This window comes from Hoeflea phototrophica DFL-43, from assembly GCF_000154705.2.
Lineage (GTDB): Bacteria > Pseudomonadota > Alphaproteobacteria > Rhizobiales > Rhizobiaceae > Hoeflea > Hoeflea phototrophica.
The window spans coordinates 4,214,973-4,234,464 of the sequence record NZ_CM002917.1; the positions used below are offsets into that span (position 1 = coordinate 4,214,973).

General features: G+C 58.0%; 18 protein-coding genes and 1 pseudogene. 5 read left to right on the forward strand and 14 right to left on the reverse strand.

What is annotated here, in order from left to right; translation table 11 throughout:
• Window positions 1–3 precede the first annotated feature (3 nt).
• Both HPDFL43_RS19935 and HPDFL43_RS19940 read right to left on the reverse strand, forming a co-directional pair.
• Entirely contained in the window at window positions 4–2,550 is a 2,547-nt protein-coding gene (locus HPDFL43_RS19935) for a response regulator (RefSeq protein ID WP_007199226.1), read from the reverse strand.
• A 126-nt stretch (window positions 2,551–2,676) separates the two neighbouring features.
• Entirely contained in the window at window positions 2,677–3,594 is a 918-nt protein-coding gene (locus tag HPDFL43_RS19940; RefSeq protein WP_007199227.1) for a polyprenyl synthetase family protein, read from the reverse strand.
• A gap of 176 nt (window positions 3,595–3,770) precedes the next feature.
• Between HPDFL43_RS19940 and mtgA the strand changes: the two genes are divergently transcribed.
• From mtgA to rpmF, 3 genes are all read left to right on the forward strand, one after another.
• A complete protein-coding gene (gene mtgA, locus HPDFL43_RS19945; protein ID WP_007199228.1) occupies window positions 3,771–4,517 on the forward strand; it encodes a monofunctional biosynthetic peptidoglycan transglycosylase in 747 nt (248 codons plus the stop codon).
• 92 nt (window positions 4,518–4,609) lie between these two features.
• Window positions 4,610–5,257, forward strand: a complete 648-nt coding sequence (locus HPDFL43_RS19950) for a glutathione S-transferase family protein (protein ID WP_007199229.1) — start codon at window positions 4,610–4,612, stop codon at window positions 5,255–5,257.
• Window positions 5,258–5,436: 179 nt separating this feature from the next.
• The gene (rpmF, locus tag HPDFL43_RS19955) at window positions 5,437–5,622 is read left to right on the forward strand and encodes a 50S ribosomal protein L32 (RefSeq protein WP_007199230.1); all 186 of its coding nucleotides are present in this window, start codon (window positions 5,437–5,439) and stop codon (window positions 5,620–5,622) included.
• Between the two features lie 249 nt (window positions 5,623–5,871).
• Here rpmF and HPDFL43_RS19960 read toward each other — a convergent pair whose 3' ends face one another.
• Together HPDFL43_RS19960 and HPDFL43_RS19965 are read right to left on the reverse strand one after the other, a co-directional pair.
• The gene (locus HPDFL43_RS19960) at window positions 5,872–6,081 is read right to left on the reverse strand and encodes a cold-shock protein (protein ID WP_007199231.1); all 210 of its coding nucleotides are present in this window, start codon (window positions 6,079–6,081) and stop codon (window positions 5,872–5,874) included.
• 260 nt (window positions 6,082–6,341) lie between these two features.
• On the reverse strand, window positions 6,342–7,367 hold the full coding sequence (locus tag HPDFL43_RS19965) for a fatty acid desaturase (RefSeq protein ID WP_007199232.1): 1,026 nt from the start codon (window positions 7,365–7,367) through the stop codon (window positions 6,342–6,344).
• Window positions 7,368–7,599: 232 nt separating this feature from the next.
• Here HPDFL43_RS19965 and HPDFL43_RS19970 point away from each other — a divergent pair, with 232 nt between their 5' ends.
• Window positions 7,600–8,802: an MFS transporter gene (locus tag HPDFL43_RS19970; RefSeq protein ID WP_007199233.1), complete on the forward strand. Its 1,203-nt coding sequence runs from the start codon at window positions 7,600–7,602 to the stop codon at window positions 8,800–8,802.
• Between the two features lie 46 nt (window positions 8,803–8,848).
• On the opposite strand, the gene HPDFL43_RS19975 is transcribed toward HPDFL43_RS19970, so the two are convergent.
• Window positions 8,849–10,330, reverse strand: coding sequence for a diguanylate cyclase domain-containing protein (locus HPDFL43_RS19975; RefSeq protein WP_169743269.1), 1,482 nt, complete (start codon window positions 10,328–10,330; stop codon window positions 8,849–8,851).
• Window positions 10,331–10,423: 93 nt separating this feature from the next.
• Here HPDFL43_RS19975 and HPDFL43_RS21800 point away from each other — a divergent pair.
• A pseudogene (locus tag HPDFL43_RS21800) lies at window positions 10,424–10,881 on the forward strand (DDE-type integrase/transposase/recombinase); the annotation flags it as partial.
• Window positions 10,882–11,020: 139 nt separating this feature from the next.
• On the opposite strand, the gene HPDFL43_RS19985 reads toward HPDFL43_RS21800, so the two are convergent.
• The 9 genes from HPDFL43_RS19985 to HPDFL43_RS20025 all read right to left on the reverse strand — a co-directional run bounded on the left by HPDFL43_RS19985 (window position 11,021) and on the right by HPDFL43_RS20025 (window position 19,424).
• Entirely contained in the window at window positions 11,021–11,869 is an 849-nt protein-coding gene (locus HPDFL43_RS19985; RefSeq protein WP_007199237.1) for a sugar phosphate isomerase/epimerase family protein, read from the reverse strand.
• 17 nt (window positions 11,870–11,886) lie between these two features.
• A complete protein-coding gene (locus tag HPDFL43_RS19990) occupies window positions 11,887–13,512 on the reverse strand; it encodes an FGGY-family carbohydrate kinase (RefSeq protein WP_007199238.1) in 1,626 nt (541 codons plus the stop codon).
• Window positions 13,513–14,238 carry an SDR family oxidoreductase gene (locus HPDFL43_RS19995; RefSeq protein ID WP_007199239.1) on the reverse strand — a complete coding sequence of 242 codons (726 nt, stop codon included), beginning with the start codon at window positions 14,236–14,238 and terminating at the stop codon, window positions 13,513–13,515. It lies immediately after the preceding gene.
• Window positions 14,239–14,250: 12 nt separating this feature from the next.
• The gene (locus HPDFL43_RS20000) at window positions 14,251–15,024 is read right to left on the reverse strand and encodes an SDR family NAD(P)-dependent oxidoreductase (protein ID WP_040449388.1); all 774 of its coding nucleotides are present in this window, start codon (window positions 15,022–15,024) and stop codon (window positions 14,251–14,253) included.
• Between the two features lie 3 nt (window positions 15,025–15,027).
• The gene (locus tag HPDFL43_RS20005) at window positions 15,028–15,588 is read right to left on the reverse strand and encodes an SIS domain-containing protein (protein WP_040450608.1); all 561 of its coding nucleotides are present in this window, start codon (window positions 15,586–15,588) and stop codon (window positions 15,028–15,030) included.
• A gap of 9 nt (window positions 15,589–15,597) precedes the next feature.
• Window positions 15,598–16,641, reverse strand: a complete 1,044-nt coding sequence (locus HPDFL43_RS20010) for an NAD(P)-dependent alcohol dehydrogenase (RefSeq protein ID WP_007199242.1) — start codon at window positions 16,639–16,641, stop codon at window positions 15,598–15,600.
• A 21-nt stretch (window positions 16,642–16,662) separates the two neighbouring features.
• Entirely contained in the window at window positions 16,663–17,658 is a 996-nt protein-coding gene (locus HPDFL43_RS20015) for a sugar-binding transcriptional regulator (RefSeq protein ID WP_007199243.1), read from the reverse strand.
• A 77-nt stretch (window positions 17,659–17,735) separates the two neighbouring features.
• A complete protein-coding gene (locus tag HPDFL43_RS20020; RefSeq protein ID WP_007199244.1) occupies window positions 17,736–18,554 on the reverse strand; it encodes a carbohydrate ABC transporter permease in 819 nt (272 codons plus the stop codon).
• Window positions 18,555–18,557: 3 nt separating this feature from the next.
• Entirely contained in the window at window positions 18,558–19,424 is an 867-nt protein-coding gene (locus tag HPDFL43_RS20025) for a carbohydrate ABC transporter permease (RefSeq protein WP_084594734.1), read from the reverse strand.
• Window positions 19,425–19,492 lie beyond the last annotated feature (68 nt).

Below are 19,492 nucleotides of genomic sequence, written 5' to 3' on the forward strand. Positions count from 1 at the left end.
CTGTCAGGCGACATCCACTTCAATCGCCGAGCCGGGCAGCCATCGCTCGATCATCGCCGCCAGTTTCTCCGGCGAAATGGGTTTTGACATGTAGTCATCCATTCCCGCGGCCAGGCAGCGATCTTCGTCTCCCTTCAGCGTATGCGCTGTCACCGCGATGATCGGTGTTGGTGCAAGCCCGTCACGCGCTTCGATCGCGCGGATTTCGGCCGTCGCTTCCAGCCCGTTCAACTCGGGCATCGAAACATCCATCAACACAATGTCGGGGCGCAGCTCTGACCATTTGGTGACCGCTTCACGACCGTTGATCGCAAGCTCATGATTGACGCCCATACCCTGCAGCGATTGCTGGAAGACGATCTGGTTGATCTGGTTGTCTTCAGCCACAAGCACCAGAGGCTCCTCCCGCTGCATCGATAGCGGCGGTGCATCAGCAAGCACCGGATTTGACACAGGCTGCATCGGTCCCTCTGATCGGGCCGCCTGTGTCGTTGCAACGGAAGTTGCCTCCGTCGCATCAAATGCTGCGCCGTTTGCTTGCGCTGGCGCGGGTCTCCCGCGGCTTTCTTGCGATTTAACCGCTTGCCGCAGAGCCGCCTGCACGGTTTGACGCAACTGAGCTGTACGCACTGGTTTGACCAACTGAGCAAAAACACAAAGACTGTCGAGCATCTCGAGTTGATCGGCCTGATCGATTGAGGACAACACAAGAATTTGTGTATCCGCAATCAGAGGATCCGCCCGTATCGCCCGGGCCACTTCCCCTCCGGTCATCCCAGGCATCTGGAAATCGAGCACCAACAGATCAATCCCGATGCCAAGATTTGAACGCGCATGCCGGAGAAGATTGATACCCACTTCACCGCTTTCGACGGCCACACAGTCAAAGCCCCAGCCGCGCATCTGTTCCGTCAGGATCATCCGGTTGATGGCATTGTCGTCGATCACGAGGACACGGCTTCCTTCAAGACCTTCCGCAGGCAGCCCCTTGGTCTCGGTTTCGCCGCCATAAACATCCATTTCCACCGTGAAGCTGAAGGTCGAGCCTTCCCCAACGGTACTTTCCAGCTTGATCTGTCCGCCCATAAGCTCAACCAGCCGGGTCGCTATCGCTAGGCCGAGGCCGGTGCCCTCGTGCTTGCGGGTCGATGAACCATCCACCTGGCTGAACTTGTCGAACACCGCATCGATCTTGTCCGGAGGAATCCCGATGCCGGTGTCGCTGACCGAAATTGACAGCGCAAGCCGTCTGGAAGATGCGCCCTCTCCATCCTCCGGCTCAACATCTTTCCAGTTGATCTCGACCATCACATGGCCCTGCTCGGTGAATTTCACCGCATTGCCAACAAGATTGGTCAGAATCTGCCGAACTCGGCCCGGATCGCCAATCAGCTGGTCCGGCAGTCCCGGCGCAATTCTCACCGCCAATTCGATGTCCTTTTCGACCACACGGGAGGACATGAGCGTGGCCACGTCCTCGGCCGTATCGACAAGACTGAACGGTTTGGGAGCGAGAACCATCTGTCCCGCGTCAATCTTTGAAAAGTCGAGAATATCATTGATGATCTCAAGCAGCGCATTCCCCGATTTCAGGATCACATCGGTGAATGTGCGTTGCCTTGTATCAAGATCGGTCCGGGTCAACAGTTCGGCCATACCCAGCACACCATTCATCGGCGTTCGGATTTCGTGGCTCATGGTTGCAAGGAACTCGGATTTGGCCCGGTCCGCAGCCTTGGCCTTGGTCAGGGCCAGGTCGGTTTCTTTGGTCTTTTGCTGAAGCCTGCTGATCATTTGCCGGATAATGATATCGATGGGCACGAAGACACCGCCGCCCAGCACCAGCAGGATGGCCATGGTCACCACAAGAAACTTCTGTAGCATCGCACCCTGCGACAGCGACAGTTCCGCCATATACGCCCTGAACTCCTCATGCACAAAAAGGTTTGAGGGTTCGATGACATCTCCAAACATGGCGTAGATTTCGCGCCCGGACCAATAGAGGTCTTTCTTGGTTCGCACGGCATCGATCCGGTCTGCGCTGATCATCGCTCTATGATTGGCAAACGGGTCGTCACCCTTCATGTAGCGCGAACGCATCTGGATTCTGTGGGTCAGCGTGGCTGGCAGATTGTCCCAGGCAGTGTTGAGGTGCTGGACCTTCCACCGTGCACGTTCAAAGGCGAAGCGCTGGCTGGAAACCGCCGAAAGGATATCCGGATCCACGGGCATGGATTCACGCAGCTTGCGTTTCTCAGCCAGGGTTGCCCCGTCCAGGCGGGTATCCACAACCGCCTGGTAGTCTTCATAGGTCTGCGCCAGCCGCCCGCTTCGATCAGCGATTGCGCGCAAGGCGTGGTCCGCTTCCGCAAACTGAGATGCAACCACGCCGATTTGTTGAATCGTTTCGTTCTTCTCTTTTTGCTCAAGGAAAAAGAACGTACAGATCACTGCCATCGCTGTCAGGGAGGCAATGTAACCGATCCGCATCAAAACAATCGAGCGGCGCGCGACCGCTGTCGCGTCATGATTTTTGGAGACTTCAGTCATTGATTTGGCAGCACTCGTTTGACGGAATACTGCCGCAAGTTAGTTAATAAAATTCCACTCGCGAAAGGCGATAACCTTGGGTTTCGGCGCTGCTAAGCACCAGTTCGGGTCATTCAGATAAGGGCTCTACTTCTCCCGGGTGGCGATGAACCCGGCTGCTTGCCTGAGCGTGTCGGCAGCGTCCCCGAAAGGCGCAAGCACCGCCTCCGCCTCATCGACCAAAGCAGCCAGCTTTTGCTTTGCCACCGGCGCTCCATGCAACGAAACAAGCGTCCCCTTTCCCCGGGCAGCATCCTTTCCAGCCGCCTTCCCCAGCGTGGCGGCATCCGATGTCACATCCAGCAGGTCATCAGCCAGCTGGAAAGCAAGTCCGATAATCTCCCCAAAGCGCGTCACCCGAGCCACAATCGCATCATCACAGCCTGCCGCGATCGCACCGGCAGCGCATGCAAAACGCAGCAAGGCGCCGGTCTTCATCGCCTGCAGTTTCACGATCCCGGCTTCATCGGGGCTAACCCGTTCAGCCGCAAGATCCAGCGCCTGCCCGCCAACCATTCCACCCACGCCTGCAGCTCGCGAAAGCGCATTGACCAGCCTCAGGCGAGCGTCCGCCGGCAGGTCGGTTTCCGGCGCTGATATCACATCGAAAGCCAGTGTCAGCAACGCATCGCCCGCCAGGATCGCTGTCGCCTCATCGAAAGCGATGTGAACGGTGGGCTGGCCGCGGCGAAGATCATCATCGTCCATGGCAGGCAGATCGTCATGAACCAGCGAATAGCAATGAATGCACTCAAGCGCGGCGGCGACCCGAAGCGCGGCGTCCTCCGGTGCCCCCAGCATGCGTGCTGTTTCGATCACCAGAAACGGACGCAACCTCTTGCCGCCATTGAGGACCCCGTGACGCATAGCCAGGATCAGATGTGCGGGACGCGCAATTTCGCCATCAAGCGGGGCCTCGCCCAACAAGGCCTCGAGAGCCGCAGCGACCTGTGCGGCTGCAGAATCGAGGCGAATGGCGAATGTGTCAGATACCGATTTTTCCATTGACGTTTCTTGCCATGCGGCAGCCTCTGCGGCAACGGCTTATGCATGTCCGGACGCAACGCCAATGCCTATGCACATTGCGTAATATGGCGGGCTCTGGCCTTGGCAGCCCAAGACCGCTAAGAACGAGCCCATCAACAACCCCCGTCCCAGCATCTTCGTTCAGGACCTTCAAGGTGGCCAAAGCAAAGCGCACCGCAACCGAGACCCCTCGCCGCAAAGGCTCGGCCCGGAACCCTCGCTCATGGGTGCGGCGCGGCGTCGGCTGGCTGGCCTTCATTGTGATGGCGGTGCTGGTGCTGCCCTATCTGCTCATTCCTCTCTACGCGTGGAACCAGGTTCGCCCGGTCTCGACCCTGATGCTGGCCGAAACGGCTTCAGGCCGCAGCTATGAGCGCCAATGGGTGGATTTTGACAGCGTTGCCCCGGTGCTTGTGCAATCGGTAATGATGTCCGAAGACGGACAGTTCTGCACCCATTCCGGCATCGATTGGGAGGCACTCAATCTGGTCATAGACGAGGCGCTGGACGGGGAAGCCACCCGTGGCGCCAGCACGATCGCGATGCAGACGGCAAAGAACCTGTTCCTGCCGCGCACACGCTCGGTGGTCCGCAAGGCGCTGGAGATCCCCATGGCCATGTGGATGGATGTGGTCTGGTCAAAACGACGGCTGATGGAAATCTACCTCAACATCGCCGAATGGGCGCCGGGCGTCTATGGCATCGAAGCCGCCGCGCAGGCTTATTTTGGTGTCCCCGCAGCCAAATTGTCGGCACGCCAGTCTGCCCTTCTCGCCGTAACCTTGCCCAACCCGATCAAACGCAATGCCGCCAACCCCTCGCGCGGCATGCTGCGGCTGGCCGGAATCATCGAGGGGCGCGCGCGCCAATCCGGCGCATACATCAAATGCCTTTATGATTGAGTTCAAACAATTTTGCTTTTTGGAACGGAGCCGGCATGAAACATTCTAGTCTCACGGTCCAGTCTGTCGAAATTTGAGGAAGCCCAACAACCATGCCAGATCCCATTCTCTACATTGGCAACAAGAACTATTCATCCTGGTCGTTCAGACCATGGATCGGCATGCGAGCCACGGGCATTGCCTTCGAGGAGAGGCTGGTGCCGTTTGACATGGAGAATGGCAATCCGGACTTCCAGACCTTCTCCCCCACCGGCAAGGTGCCGGTTCTTGTCGATGGAGACCTGACCATCTGGGAATCGCTGGCGATCCTCGATCACGCCGCGCGCTTGTATCCGCAATCTCACCTCTGGCCCGAAAACACAGCGTTTCGCAGCCAGGCCATGGCCATGAGCTCGGAGATGGTGTCGTCCTTCATGGCGCTGCGTTCAGCATGCCCGATGAACATGCGCCGCGAACGCAAGCCGATAGAGGTCACGCCAGCCATCGCCAAAGATGTAAACCGCATCCAGTCGCTGTGGAGCTCAAGCCTTGAGAAGAGTGGCGGACCATTCCTGTTCGGCACCTTTTCCATCGCCGATGCGATGTTCGCACCGGTGGTCAACCGGCTTGATGTCTACGCCTTCGAAACGATGCCGGAGGTGCGCGCCTATATGGACACCATGAAAGCACTGCCCGCCTGGCAAGAATGGGAAACGGCGGGCCGGGCCGAGCCCTGGGTGGTCGCCGAGGATGAGGCCTGACCCCGCAGAGCCGGTCGAACCGCACTTTGACTCCATCGAAGGCAAAAAAATCGGACCACACGCTGGTCAAACCCGGAAATGCCATGTATATGCTCGGCAAATTTCCGAAATCGACATGTGTCAGTTTCGGCCCCTGGGTCGGCCGTTGATCATGTCTTGATGTTGAACTGGAGTTCGTCATGGCTGTTCCGAAGCGAAAAACCACCCCGTCCAAGCGCGGCATGCGCCGCTCGGCAGACGCGATCAAGGCCCCGACCTATGTCGAGGACAAGAATTCCGGCGAACTGCGCCGTCCGCACCACATTGACCTTAAGACGGGCATGTACCGCGGCCGTCAGGTGCTGACGCCGAAGGAAAGCGCATAAGCCTTTCCTGCCGCCGACGGCCTGGCGCCTCACGGCAGAATCATTCTGAATGGAAAGCCGGCTCCCTGTGGGCCGGTTTTTTGCGTTTGCGGAATGCGGACATACCAGCTGTCCACCCAGACGTTGCAATGTCTTGAAAAAACGAGGCTTTGGAAGAGTTCTCCCATAAAAAACGCCCGGTAGCCGAAGCTTCCGGGCGCGATAACGTTGTCAGTCAGCCAAAGGCTCACTGATGACCGTTTGTGCTATTCAGGCAGCCTGAATGTTCTGCACGGCGGTCTTGCCGGTGCGGCGGTCTTCGGCGGTGTCGAACGAGACCTTCTGGCCTTCGGCCAGACCGCGCATGCCTGCGCGCTCGAGAGCGGTCGCATGGACGAAAACGTCCTTGCTGCCGTCGTCAGGAGCGATAAAGCCGAAGCCTTTTTGATCATTGTAGAATTTAACGGTACCGATTTGCATGGAAGGTCCTTTGTGTCCATGAATGTAGTTGCTCACGCGAGCGCTATCGAAAGCGCTCGGCGCGTGCGTTTGTCATCGAATTGAAGTGAAGTGTTGAGCGTGTCGCCGCGTCAAGCGGCCCGCGACCAAGTCGTCCGGTCAAAATCGATAAGCTCAACGTACACGCTTTTCACCCTATACACAAGCAAAAGCGGAAATCGCTCTCCCGGCCACAATCGGCAACAGGCTGCGGGCCGGCAATTCGGCCCGCACGGCCTGCCTCAAGCGGCAGCCGCTGCGGGCGCGGCCACCCGCTCACGCAACATGCGGAACGACACCAGCCGACGGCGATCTTCATCCCAAAGCGCCAGCGGCACGCAACGGAAGCTCTGCCATATCGTCAGCCGACCAATTTCTGCCAGTTCCGGGAAATCCCTGAGCACCTGTGGCAACCGGTAGAACGGAATGCGGCTGGAAAGGTGGTGTACGTGGTGGATCCCAATGTTGCCGGTCACCCACATCAACGGCTTGGGCAGATCGTAGAACGAGCTGCCGTGCAGCGCGGAATGCTCCCGCTCCCATTCCGGGGCATGATCCCATTCCGTCGGATTGAACTGATGCTGGACATAGAACATCCAGACCCCGATCGACGCACCGATCAGCATGATCGGAAGATGGATGATCAGGAAAGCCTTGAAGCCGACCAGAAAGCCAAGCCCGATCCACATCGCAGCAATGGCGAGATTTGTCACCATGACGCTGGTCCAGGACATGACACCGTCCTTGAGTGCTGCCACCGGCAAGCGGTGCTCGAGCATGAAGATGAATGCCGGCCCGAGTCCAAACATCACCAGTGGATGCCGGTAGAGCCGGTACTTGAGGCGTCCGAAGCGCGACAAGGCCAGATATTCCTTGACCGTCAGCGTATCGATGTCTCCCACCCCGCGGCGGTCGAGATTTCCCGATCCGGCATGATGGATCGCGTGCGAACGGCGCCAGTAGTCGTAAGGTGTCAGCGTCAGCACGCCGAGCGCACGTCCGATGCGGTCATTCCATTTGGCTGTCGTGAACATCGAGCCATGGCCACAGTCATGCTGGATAATGAACAGGCGAACCATCATCAGCGCAGCCGGAATAGACAACATCAGCGCCAGAACAACGCTGAAGGACAGCGCATACCACATCAAAACCCACAAACCGATCAGGAGACTCAGCGTCAGAACCGTCTCGAAAGCGCTCCGCCGGTTGTCGGGTTGCCTGTAAGGTTGCAAACGCCGCACCCAATCCCGCGCTGATCCTGTCGCCATACGTTAAACTCCCAAACCATTTTCTTTTGCGGCCTTTGGTGTTTATCACCGGCCGCGGGAAACATTTGGGGAGGGCCTTACCACGTCAATTTGACAAAGACATCCCTTTCCATGGTCTTGCGATGCTTTCACGATGTGTCACTTGGTCACGATGAGTGTTACCGGCAAGGCGGTTTACCTGATAGTGCAGACGAGCTAAGCATTATTTAAATCGATTGAAAACGAGATACGCATGTCCGAAAGCTCCATCGCCATCCGAAGCCTGATGACCCGGGAACGCTCGGCCGTATCACTGATTTTTCTCGCCAATGGCTTCCTGATCGGCAGCTGGGCACCGAAAATCCCCGAATTCGCGTCCCGTCTCGGGCTGGATGAAAGTGAACTGGGCTTGATGATTCTTTGCTTTGGCATCGGCTCACTCTGCGCCATGGCGCTTGTTGGCGTGGCGATCGCGCGAAACGGCTCCCAGCAGGTTGTTCGCATTCTGGCGGCAATCGCAACACCAAGCCTGCTGGTTCTCACACTTGCACCATCCATCTGGTCCGCAGCTCTCGTGCTGTTCGCGCTGGGTGCGCTGATCGGCGGCATGGATGTCGCCATGAATGCCAATGCCGTGGAAGTGGAAAAACAGGAGCGCCGGGCCATCATGTCCTCCTGCCATGGCTTCTGGAGCCTGGGCGGCGTGCTCGGCGCAGCCCTTGGCGGCCTTCTGATCTCGGTCTTTGGCGTGTTCACCCATTCGCTGCTTGTGAGCCTGTTAACTGCAATTATGGTGGCTTTTGCCTGGCCCCGTGTTCTGGCCGACCCGACCACTGCACCAGCGGATGCGGCACACCACCCCAAGGACCCGGCCCGCCCACGCGGTCTGTCTGGCCTGGGCGCAACGGTTTGGCTCACCGGCATCATCTGCCTGATCATGATGACACCGGAAGGCGCAATTCTTGATTGGGGCGCGCTTTACATGCGCCAGGAGCTCGGTGCGAGTCCGGCCATGTCAGGCCTGGCCTTCGGTGCATTCTCCGCAGCAATGGCCATGATGCGATTTATGGGAGACCTGGTGCGTGATCGCTTTGGCGCGGTCCGGACATTTCGCGTTTCATCGCTGCTTGCCATCCTTGGCCTGTCCCTGGCCGGGATGGCTCCATCACCAGCCTGGGCCATTGCGGGCTTCGCAATCACCGGGCTGGGGCTCGCAAACACCGTCCCGATCGCGTTCTCCGCTGCCGGCAACCTGCCCGGACTGCCCCGGGGACTGGCGATTTCGGTTGTCACCTTCATGGGCTATTCCGGCATCCTGTTCGCGCCGTCGATCATCGGCTTCATCGCCGAACATACAGGCTTTGCGGTGATCTACCTCAGCCTCACCGTGCTGATCGCCCTCGCCATCGGCTTCTCGGGCATCACCCGGCACGCAGACCGGCCAACCGGTTCATAGCCGGAAGCGCCAGATACATACATGGAAACCGGGATCAGCGGCCCCTTCAGGCTGCTTCGCCGCGAAGGGTGTCGGGAGTCTTCGTATTCGCCAGGTCCGGCCTGGCGAAGCAGGTTTGCCCGCGCCCCATCTCCTTGGCCCGGTAAAGCGCACCATCAGCGCACTTGATCACCGACTTTGCCGTAAGCGCATCGTCAGGCCACCAGGCAACACCGACGCTGGCGCCAACATCCGCCATTCCCCCTTCAAAAAGAACTGGAAGAGAAACGCTTTCGATCAGCTGCTCGCACCGTCGCAGCACATGTTCCCGGTCCAACTCATGATAAAGCAGGACGATAAATTCATCACCGCCAATCCGTGCGGTCATGCCAGCATCGCCAATGGTCCGTGAGATCCGCGAGCCGATGATTTTCAGGACAGTATCACCCGCATGATGACCATAGGTATCATTGACCACCTTGAAGCGGTCGAGATCGACGCAAAGGATAGCACACCGGTCCTGCTGACCCTTCTCGATTATGGCCTCAAGTGCCAGATCGAACTGCACCCGATTTGGCAGCTCTGTCAGCGGGTCATGCTGGGCCAGAAACCGGTTCTTGGCTTCACTCTCCTGCAGCGCGCTCAATGCGGCGCTTGAGCGTCTGGCAACCAGCAGCACCGCTGCCGAAGCCACAACCAGCAGCCCGAGCAAAGGGGCGATCGCCCTGTTCAGAATGACCGCGGATGGATGATCGATTTTCCAGACTGCGTGAATGTCATGTTGATCCCCCTCAATTCCAACAGGTATGGAAGCGTGGCCGTGGGGGATCGCGTCTCCGGTGGCGAAGCCAAACCCTTCGAGGTCAGGGCTGGAATGCAAACTGGAATCCGACAAAAGCGTCACCGGTTTCAGCGTCACCAGAACAAGCGGTGCACCATCGGGCAGCACCACATCACGATCGGGGATGATGGCCTGGGCGACGACAAAGCTTATCCGCCCTTCGACCGGGCGAATGTCGGCAACATAGAGCGGGTTGGATTCGTCCAGCGGGTTTCCAGGGATCACATATCCACCATTCTTGGCTCTACGCCGCTCCATGTAGTTTTGCTGCGCCTTGGCCACCAGATCCGCAGTCCCCGCAAGTACTGTATCACCTGCAGACGGCTCCAGGACTTCATCCCTGTGAACCAGGGCCACAGGCGCACCGTCCGGAGACACCACAACCGTGGTGTTGATCTTGAAATCATCCCACAGCCAGCCAGCGATTTCCTCCTCTATGAACCGCTCGTCGACAGGCTCGGACAGGGCGCGCACCGCCGTGTCCCAATAGGATATCTGCGCCTGATCGCGCGCCAGAAGCGTCAGGTGACTCTCGACATCACGCCGCAGGACGGCCTTTTCGCCCTCCAGATGCGCCTCATCGGCAATCACGCCGGCCATCGTCAGGATCAGGAAACTCGAAAGGGCAAACGCAATGATCACCACCCCACACCAAAGATACACAGCATGGCTCAGACTGGGCATGAATCGCAAAACAGCATTCGACATGCAGACACCCTCTTTGTTGAGGGACATTTGATCATGGAAACCTGAAACCCGGGCTAACCGGCTTGGTTAGCGTTTCGCAAATTCATCAGCTGCAAGTTCGCCCACGAAATCAGGCGAGAGTCGCACGGCAACTTTGCCGACAAGTGCCATCTTGATGAGATGGTCGTGTCCATCAAGGGACACAGATACTGGCTATGGCGCGCCGTCGATGCCAACGGCTACGTCCTCGACGCTATCCTTCAAAGCCGCAGAAATCGGAAGGCCACTCTCCGGTTGATGCGAAAGCTGAGCTGATCCCTGGCGTCGAACATTGCTCGCATAAAGGTTTGAACAATCGCGCAGAGAACTCTCACCTTACTGTGCGACGACGAGAAAAGCGAATGGTGCGGTTCAAACCGGCGCGCCAATGCCAGCGTTTCGTCTTAAACCACGGTCAGATCGGCAATCTTCTCCATCTTCATCGAAAACATCGTACCGCAACCGATGATCGCCAGCTTCGCGCCTATACCACTACGGCCTGGTGGGAAATCGCTGTGTTGATCGAGGCCTGAAAGCTCCGTCAAAGGCTGCTTTCACTCCAGACTCGATTAAGGCGACGCCACCACGAAAACCGCTGTAGAGAAAGCGTTGCAACCGCTTGGAATTTCGCGGTTCGTTATTATTAAAGGCTGTAATTTGTCGGTCCCAGCGTTAAACAAGCCGATATTGCTTCGCCTTGTTGCGCAAGAAAGGCAGGCCACGGTCCATCACCTCCTCAAAGCTCCGGGCAACCGGACGCCAGACGGCAAGACCATGTGCAATCTGTGGGGGCATATTTACAAAACTCTCCATGGCCAAGCCGCCTTTGAAACCAATTGCAGCTAACGCGCCAAAAACCTCGTCCCAGTCACAACATCCCTCACCGGGAGTCCCACGGTCACTTTCAGAGAGATGAATATAGCGCAGGTGCTCGCGGGCATCGAGGATGCCGTTGGCAACACCCTTTTCCTCTATGTTCATATGATAGGTGTCCAGATGAATAAAGATATTGTCGGACCCCACCTTTTCGATCATGTCGCGCGCCTGCCAGGCAGTATTGATAAGGTGGGTCTCATAACGATTCACCGGTTCAATCCCAAAGGCTATGCCGCGGCTTTTCGCGTGGCGTGCTGCCTCTGTCAGAGCATAAGCGACGTTGTCATACTCGGCCTGGGTTGGGGGAAAGCCACTGCGCTCTCCTATGCCGCCATAAGTTACCCCCGAAAGCGCTTCCGCCCCCAGACGGGCGGCAGTATCGATTGCGTCTTTGAGATGCGCGATGCCCCCCTCCGGGTTGACCGAGCACCAGTTCTCCTTGGGCAAGCCGAGCGAACAGACGGCCCGCAAGCCATGCTTTTCAAGAAGGCCCCGCGTATGGTCCGCATCAACGACCGAGCTATCAAGAAGCGCGATCTCGATGAAATCCATACCGTAGCGCGCAGCCTCCGGAATGGTCCGTGCCGCGCCGTCCCGGTCCCAGTGCATCGTCCACATGCTTGTGTGAACACCAAATCCCTGCATACCAGCCTCCTGTGCCCTCAAAGGTCTTTCAACGCCGTCCGCAGGTCACGATCCGCATGCTGAAGCGCCAGATAGGCCTTGAACCGCGCGTCGTGATGCCGGGCGAAGCCCTCTCCAGCGGGTTCGAAACGCTTTCCGATATGCGACATGGTCTTCATGCAGTCTTGCAACGAGCCATAATGCCCGGATGCAACCCCACCCAGCATGGCCGCTCCAAGAAGCACCGGCTCGGGACATGTGATCGAAAGGATCGGCACTCCGCTTGCATCAGCCAGAAGTTGCTTCATCATATCGCTTTCACCAGCCCCGCCGCTAATGACGACAGCATGGGGCGCGAAATCATGCGCGCGCTGCGCCTCGATGATCTGTCGCAGCCCATAACCAACCCCGAAAATTCCGGCAATGTAAGACGCCAGAAGATCATCAAATCCAGTCTCCAATGTAAGGCCGGAGACAACCGCCGTAGCATGAGGATCAGCATAGGGTGCCCGGTTGCCCAAAAACTCGGGCACGATGATCCGCGCGCCAGCCATAGTCACAGCACTGCTCAAATCAGGGCAGCGTCGCTGAGCTTCGCTGATCAGATAGGCCTGAACAGTCTGATTGGCAGCATCGGCGCGGGCCTGCGCTTCCGCACGGGCGGGATGACAACTGATCAGATGCGCAATGGCTTCGCCGGCGGCAGACTGACCGCCTTCACTGAGCCACAGCCCCGGAACCATTGCCGAGTAATAGGGACCCCAGACGCCCGATACAAAATGCGGTTGCACCGAGGACGCCATGGTGCAGGCAGAGGTTCCGAAGACATAGCCCATCATCACCTCGGGGCCAGAATCCTTGTCTGCGCCGACAGTCCCGATGCCGCCGGCATGCGCATCTATCAGCCCTGCCCCGACTGGCGTTCCCGGGCGAAGACCAAGGGCTTTCGCGGCCGCATCACTCAAACCATTGCCCAAGGGTGTACCCGGAGCCACAATCGTCTGGCCAATACGGGCATAGTCCTCACTTGCCAGTTCTTCCAACCCGATCTGACGGAAGTAACTGGAATCCCACCTGTCTTCATGGCCCAGATAGGTCCATTTGCACGCCACCGTACAGGCAGAGCGCGTCAGCGATCCTGTTGCAGCCCAGGTCAGAAAATCGGCCAGGTCAAAAAACTGCCCCGCTAATGCAAAATTCTCCGGCAGGTTCTCCTTGAGCCAGAGCAGTTTCGGCGTTTGCATTTCCGGTGAAATCCGCCCGCCGACATAGTCAAGCACGCGGTGACCCGCAGCATTGATCCGCTCTGCCTGATCCATGGCACGATGATCCATCCAAACGATCACATTGCGTTCCGCGTCTTTCGTCAGACTGACAGAAAGCGGCTGCATCTGCCCGTCCAACATCACCAGAGAGCATGCGGCGTCAAAACCCAGGCCTTTGATTTGATCGGCCTGCACCCCAGCCTGCGCGACGCAATCCCGGACCGAACGACAAACGGCGTCCCAGATATTGACGGAAGATTGCTCGGCAATCTCGCCCGTTTCACGCCACATCCGGATGTCGTGTTTCCGACTGGCCAGCAGGGTTCCCACCGCATCGAAAATTCCGGCGCGTGCACTACCGGTTCCGACATCCACTCCGACAAAAAAAGGACCCGCCATCTACAGATCCACAGCGTTGGGCAAGAGTACCAAGTCGCGAATGGTCACATTTGAAGGCCTTGTCAGCATGAAAACCACGCAGTCGGCGACTTCCTTAGGCTGCATCAGGCTGCCTTCAGCCAAAGCCTGCTCCATCTTTGCCTTGGGCCAGTCATCGAGCAGGGCCGTGACCACAGGACCGGGCAAAATCGCTCCCACCCTGACCCCATGCTTGGACATCTGCCGCCGCACCGTATGAGTAAAGGCCTGCACTGCATGTTTGGAGGCCGTATAGATCGGCTCCCAGACCACCGGCACAATCCCGGCAATCGAGCTGGTGAGAACAACATCTCCAGCTTTTTGTGCGGCAAAATGCGGCAGAACCGCATGGATCGAGCGGAAGGCCGCATTGATGTTGAGGTTGAGCACCAGGTCCCACTGGTCCGGATCAGCTTCAAGGACATCACCCCCGACATAGGCTCCCGCATTGGCGTGGAACACATCAAGCCGGCCTGCCGCGTCCAAGATCTGCGGCAGCATCTGCGCCACACTCTCAGGCTTCAACAGGTCGGTGACGATGGGGTAGGCTCCCTGGCCCAGATCGTCGCAAACCTTGTTCAGAGCTGCGGCATCACGATCGACCAAGGCAACCCGCGCACCGGCTGCCAGGCATTCAGTCGCACAAGCCAGCCCTATGCCCGATGCCGCACCCGTGATTGCAACGACCTTGCCCTTCAGATCACCCATCTCAACCCCTCCCTATATGCTTGAATGACCGCCTTCGATCATCATGACCGCGCCATTGACGAGGTCTGATGCCGGTGAGGCCAGATAAAGCGCCATATCCGCAATCTCGACCGGCTTACCAAACCGCCCCAGGGGGGTCCGTGCGATGAACGGATCCTTTTTCTCAGGCGCCGACCAGAGTTCCTTGCCCATTTCAGTCAACACCACGGTCGGGCAGATTGCGTTGACCTGCACGTTGTGTGGCGCCGCCTCGACCATCAGTGATTTGGTCAACGCATTCAGCCCTCCCTTGGAAGTGGCATAGGCCGCGTGATCCTGAAGGGCGATGACTCCGGTCTGGGATGAGATATTGATGATCTTTCCCATCTTGCGGGCCATCATCCCCGGCAACAAGGCTTGCGACAGGATAAAGGGCGCGGTCAGGTTAACGGCAATCGTGCGCATCCAGGCGTCAATGGGATAGTCCACCACAGGGCCGGTGACAGCGATTCCGGCCGAATTGACCAGGATGTCAATACGCTCATCGGCTGCCGCCAATGCCTTTCGCGCGACTTCTGCAGTGTCCGCGGCAAGGGCCAGATCCCCGGTTGTTGCCGTAAACCTGCGGCCTTTTGCGCGCACCACATCTGCCAATGCCGCCAACCTGTCCCGGTCTCGCCCGTGTCCAATGACATCGGCGCCGGCATCTGCAAAGACCTCGGCGATGGCATAACCGATCCCCGACGAGGCTCCAGTCACAAGGGCGGTGCGGCCTGTAAGAGAAAAACGGCTTTCCCAACACGACATGCTTTACTCCAGATTGGTGTGATTGGCGCGCATAGCCTCGGGCGCCAGGCCAAGCCGGTCTCGCAGATCAAGAACAAGCAATTCAAAGAACAGGAACATCAACGCTTCAAAAAGCGAGCCCATTGGCAGTATGGATCGTGCAGCAGCACCCTGATCTGATGCCATTGTTTGGGCAGGCAGATGGATCACCAGATCAGCGCCGCTCGGCACCGGTCCTTCCGGGGTCGCGGTGATGCACACCACGCGTGCGCCAGCCGCCCGCGCAACTTGTGCCAGAGCCGCAATGGTAGAGAACTCTCCTGGCCCTGCGCTAACGAACAGCAGATCGCCGGCACCCACCGGAGGGGTTGTCATGTCACCCGCCACATGGGCATCAAGCCCCAGATGGAAAAGCCGCATCGCCAGCGCCTTCATCATCAACCCTTCGCGGCCCACACCGTGGCAGACAATCCGCTTCGCCTCTGCCAACGTGGACGAAAGCCCGTCTATCTGGTCCAGAACAGGACCACTCAGACCTGGACGCAACTCGTCCAACACCAATTCTGCCAATTTGTCTCTGGACATTTCCATACCTCAGACGCCCTGCATTTTGATCTGGATCTTGACATCGGCCGGGCGCGCCTCAACTGCGCGATCAAACGCTTTGATGCTATCGGCAAATGCAAAGGTTTGTGAGATCAATGGTTTAAGATCGACCTTGCCCGACGCGAGGATTTCGATCGCACGGTCATACATGTTTGCATAGCGAAACACCGTTTCCATACGGATCTCTTTGGATTGCGCCAGCACGATGTCGACCGGAACCGGATCCACGGGCATGCCGACCCACACCACACAGCCCGCGGGGGCCACAGCCTCGAGGGCGGTTTGCACCGACTTTGCTGCGCCAGCACACTCGAAGACCACATCTGCGCCCCATCCTGCCGTCCCGGCACGCACAACCTCCGCCACATCCACTTTGGTCACATTGATTGGATGAATATTGCCATACTGCGCAGCCACCGCCAGTTTTTCGTCAACCAGATCAGAGATATAGACCTTGGAACATCCTCCAGCCAAAGCCGCGAGCGCGACCATGATTCCAATTGGGCCAGCTCCTGTGACCAGAGCCGCGTCACCCGGCTTGATCCGGGCACGGGTTGCGGCCTGCATGCCGATTGCAAAGGGTTCAACCATCGCACCTTCGGCAAAACTGACATTGTCAGGCAATTTGTAGGTGAAGGCCGCGGGATGGACTACCGAAGGTGTCAGGCACCCGTGCACCGGTGGGGTCGCCCAAAAGCGCACATCGGGATCGACATTGTACACGCCGAGCTTGCTGGCTTTGGAGGCCATGTTGGGTATGCCCGGCTCCATGCAGACACGATCCCCGACGGCCAGATGCGACACCCCCTCCCCGAGTTCGGTCACCACGCCTGACGCCTCATGCCCAAGCACCATCGGGGCGTTGACCACAAACGGGCCAATCTTGCCATGGGTGTAGTAGTGCACATCACTGCCGCAGACACCGACGGTGTCAACAGCGATCCGCACGTCACCCCTGGCCAGGGTGCTTGACAGTTCGATTTCTCTCAGCGCCAGTTGGTTCTTCGCTTCCAAGACCAGTGCAATCGGCATGTCTCTCCCCGCTTTCCCGTTCTAATCTTTCGAGCCGCCGGCGTCGACCGACATGGTCTTTTCCAGCAACGCGCGCGCCGTATACTCGTCTGTCACCAACGTGTTCACAAAGCCGCGCAGCAGAGCAGCATTTATAACAGCCACCTTGTGCGGCCCTCCGGCGGCCAGAATAACGTTGGGTATCGTCATAAGATCGTCCAGCGAGACGCCGATGACGCGCTGGTTCACCGGGTGGTCGATGAGCGCACCGCTTTCATCGAGAACCAGCCCGATAATGTCGCCAACCCCGCCGAGTGCCCTGAGCTCTTCAACATCGATATCCTTGGGAAGGGCATCCCGGACCAAGAGCGAACTGAACAAGTCCCCGGTTGCCAATGCAACCGCGCCGCATGCGCGGATCTTGTCCAGCATCTCGGCAACGACGTCTTGTTGAATGAACATCTTCTGGCTGGCCGCACTGCTGGCAAACAAGGGGGCGGTGAAAAAGCTGTGTTCCGCATTGCAGAGATCTGCCAGGCGCGTTGTGATCTCATAGCCGTTTACATCCGACCCGCGCGCAATACCGCCCATGATCGACACGATCTCCAGATCGGGGCGGTCGATCGGCTGCATGAAGCGGGTGGCGAGATTAAGCGTATTGCCCCATGACATGCCGAAAGTGTGCAGGCTGGGATCCGAAAGAACCACTCCCAAATAACTGCCCAGCCCCGCGCTGATCAATGGCGTAACAGAGGCCGGGTTTTCTGCTGACGGCACGACCAAAGCACGCGAAAGACCGAAGGCACGCTCAAGCTGCCATTCAAGATCAGCCGCTGCCGCGTAGATCGAATCAATACTGATCCTCAGGATTCCACGGCGGCGCGCCTCACCAAGTGCCTTGTTGACCCGCAGCCGTGTGATTCCAAACCGGGCAGCAGCATCTGCCTGTGTCAGCCCTTCGATTTCGCAGGCCCATGCCAGACGGACAAGAAGTTGCTCTTCTTCATCTATTTGATCGATCTTGATACTTCGCGACATAGCACCCCTCTAGATTTCAGAGGGCTTCGGACGCAAAATCATGTCGCCCACACCGCACTCCGTTGAGGTTGCACGTCTCACTTCACCGCACCCATGGTCAAGCCACGCACCAACTGTTTAGATGCAATCAGCGCAAAGATCAGCACCGGAATCACGATCAAAGTCGAGGTGGCCATGATCTTGCCGTAAGGCAAGTTGTAGCCTTCCATAAAGGACACCGCCATCGCCGGCGCTGTTTTTGCTTCGGACCGTGTCAAGATCAGGCCGAACATCATCTCGTTCCAGGAAAAAATGAACGAAAAGATCGCCGAGACCGCCACGCCCGGCATCGCCAGGGGAAGACAGATCTTCCGCATGATGGTGAATTGCGAGGCCCCCTCAAGACGCGCCGCCTCATCCAAATCATAGGGAATGCCGCGGAATTGATCGGTCACGATCCAGATCACGATCGGAAGGTTGAACGTCAGGTAGATCAGAACCAGCGTAAAGTGCTTGTCCAGAATACCCAGATTGCGGGCGATCAGAAAAAACGGCAGCGCCAGCACGATGGGTGACACCATACGGTTGGTGATGAACCAGAACCAAAGGTCCTTTTTGCCGCGAAACTCGAACCTGGCCAGAGCAAAGGCTGCCGGCACACCCAGCAGGAGGGCAAGCAATGTGGTGGACACCGCGATGACCAGCGAGTTGATCAGGGTGCGCAGCACGCCATCTTCAAACAACGCCTCGCGGTAGTTGTTCAATGTCGCTTCGAATATCCAGACGGGTGGCGATTCAAGAGCCACGATCTGGGTTTTCAGCGAAGTGGTGACCATCCAGTAAAATGGAAACACGCAAATCGTGATGATGATGAGAAGCAAGACAATCTGAGAGGCGAGGGAGCGGGGCGTGTTCATCACTCAAACCTCTTTGTAGAAGACGCGAATATAGATCTGCGCCAGAATGATTGTAATGATCAGCAGGATGATCGCCTGCGCCGAGGCAAGGCCCTGATCGAAACCGCGAAAACCGACACGTTGAATCATCAGGGAAATGAATTCGGTCGCAGCGCCAGGCCCGCCACGGGTCAATGTAAAGACCATATCGAACAGTTTAAGCGTGTCTGCTGTGCGCAAGATCAGCACCGCCACAAGACCAGGCAGCAAGAACGGCAATTGCACATAGCGAAGAACAGTCCACCAACTCTTGGTTTCAAGCCGGGCTGCCTCTTCGACCTCACCAGGAACCATGGTCAGCCCCGCAAGCAGCACCAAGGCCACGAATGGCGTCCATTGCCAGACATCCCAGAAAATGATCATGGCGAATGCATTGGTTGGATCACCGATCCAGTTGATGTCGGCTCCGCCGAGCAACTGGTTTATGACGCCGAATTTCTGGTTGAACATCACCTGTCCCAGCAGACCGACAACCGCATAGGTGGTTGCCATTGGAAGGACCAGGGAAAGACGGGCCAGAGTCTTCAGAAGGGTGAGCCCCGGCTTGTGCAGCACCAATGCGACCCCCAGGCCAAAAACCAGCTGCAACGGGAGCGCGGTACCCAACAGGAAGAAAGTTCGTCCCATGGCCTGCCAGAACACTTCGTCCGTCAAAACGGTCCAATAGTTCGCAAGGCCAATAAACTCGACGTTCTTGAGCTTGGTCAGATTGAAGAAATGCAGGGATGTCCAAGCCGCATAGAGAAGCGGAGCAATCCCGACCAAAGCCAAGCCAAGCACGGCCGGACCTATGAAGGCAAATATAGTTCGTTTGGAAACCTGTCCGCGCATAGAGTGTATCCCGGCAGCCATTGTGGAAGCGGCGCATGGCGCGCCGCTTCCGCTTCTCGTCAATGTTA